Below are 3,257 nucleotides of genomic sequence, written 5' to 3'. Positions count from 1 at the left end.
GACGCGGCCGGGGAGCCGGTGCTCGTGCTCGGCGGCGGCAGCAACGTCGTGGTCGCCGACGACGGCCTCGAGGGCACGGTCGTCCACGTCCTCGGCGGCGGCCTCAGGGTCGAGGCCGACGGCTGCGGCGTGGTCTCGGTGACGGTCGGCGCCGGCGAGTCGTGGGACGCGTTCGTCGGGCAGGCGGTGGCCAACGGCTGGGCGGGCGTCGAGGCGCTGTCCGGGATCCCCGGCACGGTCGGGGCCACCCCGATCCAGAACGTCGGGGCCTACGGCCAGGAGGTCTCGCAGACGATCGCCCGAGTGCGGGTCTGGGACCGGGTGCTCAAGGGCCAGCGCACGTTCGCGGCCGGCGAGTGCGGGTTCGGCTACCGCCACTCGCGGTTCAAGGCCGACCGCCTGGACGCGTGGGGAGGACGCCACCTGGTCCTGGACGTCACCTTCGACTTCCACCCCGGTGACCTGTCCGGTCCGGTCGCCTACGCCGAGCTCGCCCGGACCCTCGGCGTCGAGCAGGGACAGCGGGCGCCGCTGGTGGAGGTGCGGGAGGCGGTGCTCGACCTGCGCCGCAGCAAGGGCATGGTGCTCGATCCCACCGACCACGACACGTGGAGCGCCGGCTCGTTCTTCACCAACCCGGTGGTCGACCCGGCGCGGGTACCGGAGGGGGCGCCGTCCTGGCCACTGGGCGACGGGATGGTGAAGACCAGTGCCGCGTGGCTGATCGAGCAGGCCGGGTTCCGCAAGGGGTACCGGCTCGACGGGGCGCGGGTGTCGCTGTCGACCAAGCACACCCTGGCACTGACCAACCGCGGCGGGGCGTCGACCGCCGAGCTGCTGGAGCTGGCGCGCGCGGTGCGCGACGGGGTCCAGGAGAAGTTCGGGATCGAGCTCGTCAACGAGCCGGTGACGGTGGGCTGCAGCCTCTAGGACGCGGTCGTCACGCCTCGGCGGAGGCGAACAGGACGACGAGCAGCCCGACCACCGCGACGATCGCCAGGAGCACCAGCGCGCCGAGCACGAGGCCGATGATGCCGGTGACGAGGCCGCCGAGGGCGACGCCCTCGCCGCCGTAGGACTGCGGGTTCTCCCGGATGATCCGCCTCGAGCGCGCCCCGAGCCAGATCGCGAACGGCGAGCAGACGCCCGCGATCAGGGTCACCCCGACGAAGAAGGTCCCGATGACTCCGACGAGGCCGACGATGCCGAGCACCAGCGAGGTGATCGCCAGGGGATGTGTGGGCGCCGCCGGGTTGACGAGGTACTGCGGGGCGACCCGGTAGGGGACCGGCATGCTCTGCGGCGGCGGGGGTTGTTGGCCGGCCGGCGCCTCGCTGCTGGCCTCCCCGTACGCCGGGGCCGAGTACGGCTCGAACCCCGGCCATGCCGAGGCAGGCGGCGAGGGCGGCATCGGGGGCATCGGCTGCGACGGCGGGACGAGGGGCGGCTGCTCGCTCATGGCGGGCAGTCTTCCAGCCGGAGCCGGCCCGAGGGGCCGATCGGTCAGTCGGCCGCAGGCTCGTCCGGCGCGGCGAGCCACGCGTCGATATCGGCCGTCGCGGCCTCGACCACGTCCTTCGGTGCCCGGCTCGCCCGGAACGACATCCGCGCGAGCTCGGCGAGCTGCTCGTCGGTGAGCTCGTGGGCGGCGCGCATCGTGGCGTACTGCCCGGCGAGCCGCGACCCGAACAGCAGCGGGTCGTCGGCGCCCAGGGCGACCGTCGCGCCCGCGTCGAGCAGCGTCGGGAGGGGCACCGAGAACGGGTCGGAGTAGACGCCGAGCGCGACGTTGGAGACCGGGCAGACCTCCAGCGCGACACCGGCGTCGACGATCCTGGCCAGCAGCTCGGGGTCCTCCGCCGCCCGGACCCCGTGGCCCAGCCGGTGCGCGTGCAGGGAGTCGAGGCAGGTGCGGATGTGCTCGGGGCCACGGAGCTCGCCGCCGTGCGGGGCCAGCAGCAGCCCGGCCCGCTCGGCGATCGCGAAGGCGCCGGCGAAGTCGGTCGTCAGGCCGCGCCGCTCGTCGTTGGAGAGGCCGAAACCGACCACCCCGCGGTCGACGTACTGCGCAGCGAGGCGGGCCAGGGTGCGGGCGTCCAGGGGATGCCGGGTCCGGTTCGCGGCGATCACGACCGCGATCCCCAGCCCGGTGCGGACGGAGGCGTCGCGGACCGCGTCCAGCACCAGGTCGGTGAACGCCGTGATCCCGCCGAACCGGGCGCCGTAGCCGCTGGGATCGACCTGGATCTCCAGCCACCGGCCGCCGTCGACGACGTCGTCCTCGGCCGCCTCGAGCACCAGGCGTCGTACGTCGCCCTCGGTGCGGAGCACGGATCGCGCGACGTCGTAGAGCCGCTGGAAGCGGAACCAGCCCTTCTCGTCGGCTGCGGTGAGCTGCGGCGGCCACTCGCTCACCAGCGCGTCGGGGAGGTGGATGCGGTCCCGCTCGGCCAGCTCGAGGAGGGTGCCGTGGCGCATGGAACCGGTGAAGTGCAGGTGGAGGTGCGCCTTCGGAAGGGCGTGGAGGTCCCGCACCCGGCCATCGTAGGGGTAGCGCTCCGGACGCCGGATGTAACGTCGGAGCACCGATCCGCCAGGAAGGAGCATGACCACCGAGCAGCCCTCCGACGTGCACCGGATCGGTTCCGACCCGGACGCGTTCGAGGCCTTCTACCGCGAGCATGTCGAGGCGGTGCAGCGGTTCGTGGCGCGTCGCGTCGCCGACCCCCACCTGGCCGCGGACCTGGCCGCCGACGTCTTCCTCGCCGCGATCGACGCCGCCGCCGGCTACCGGCCGGACCGGGGCAGTCCGGGTGGCTGGCTGATCGGAGTGGCCCGCAACGTGGTCGCCTCGGAGTTCCGCCGCCAGAGCCGCCAGCGGGACGCCGTACGACGGATCGCGGGGAGGCGACTGCTCGACCCCGACTCGCTCGGCCGTGCCGAGGAACGGCTCGACGCCGAGCGCGAGACCCGAGCGCTGTATGACGCCCTGGGCTCGTTGTCCGCCCGCGACCGTGCCCTCGTCGAGCTCGTGGCCGTCGACGGCCTGTCGATCACCGAGGCAGCAGCCGTGCTGGGGGTGAAGCCGGCCACCGCGCGGGTCCGGCTGCACCGCGGCCGGCGCCTGGTCCAGTCCCACCTGCAGCGACCGCACGCCAGTGTGGAGGCTGCGCTCATCCCGGAGGTTCCGTCATGACAACCACCCGAGCATCCAGTCGTCCGCTGGACGGCTTCGAGCAGGCCCTGCTCACCGAGCT

The 3,257-nt window shown here is 73.8% G+C and carries 4 protein-coding genes; 2 read left to right on the top strand and 2 right to left on the bottom strand.

The annotated features are described in order from the left end of the window. A partial coding sequence (locus tag E7Z54_RS03775; protein ID WP_136431672.1) for a UDP-N-acetylmuramate dehydrogenase occupies positions 1-930 on the top strand: 930 nt, incomplete at its 5' end. Positions 931-940: 10 nt separating this feature from the next. On the opposite strand, the gene E7Z54_RS03770 is transcribed toward E7Z54_RS03775, so the two are convergent. Next, on the bottom strand, positions 941-1,459 hold the full coding sequence (locus tag E7Z54_RS03770) for a DUF4190 domain-containing protein (RefSeq protein ID WP_136431671.1): 519 nt from the start codon (positions 1,457-1,459) through the stop codon (positions 941-943). A 44-nt stretch (positions 1,460-1,503) separates the two neighbouring features. Beyond that, on the bottom strand, positions 1,504-2,535 hold the full coding sequence (locus E7Z54_RS03765) for an adenosine deaminase (RefSeq protein WP_240769503.1): 1,032 nt from the start codon (positions 2,533-2,535) through the stop codon (positions 1,504-1,506). 70 nt (positions 2,536-2,605) lie between these two features. On the opposite strand from E7Z54_RS03765, the gene E7Z54_RS03760 reads away from it, so the two are divergent. Continuing rightward, positions 2,606-3,196 (top strand): RNA polymerase sigma factor, encoded by a 591-nt coding sequence (locus tag E7Z54_RS03760; RefSeq protein ID WP_136431669.1) that lies wholly within the window; start codon positions 2,606-2,608, stop codon positions 3,194-3,196. Positions 3,197-3,257 lie beyond the last annotated feature (61 nt).

The organism is Nocardioides sp. (genome assembly GCF_004803405.1).
Lineage (GTDB): Bacteria > Actinomycetota > Actinomycetes > Propionibacteriales > Nocardioidaceae > Nocardioides > Nocardioides vastitatis.
Note: the sequence above shows the minus strand (reverse complement) of the source record. Positions and strands in the feature narration are given on the sequence as shown.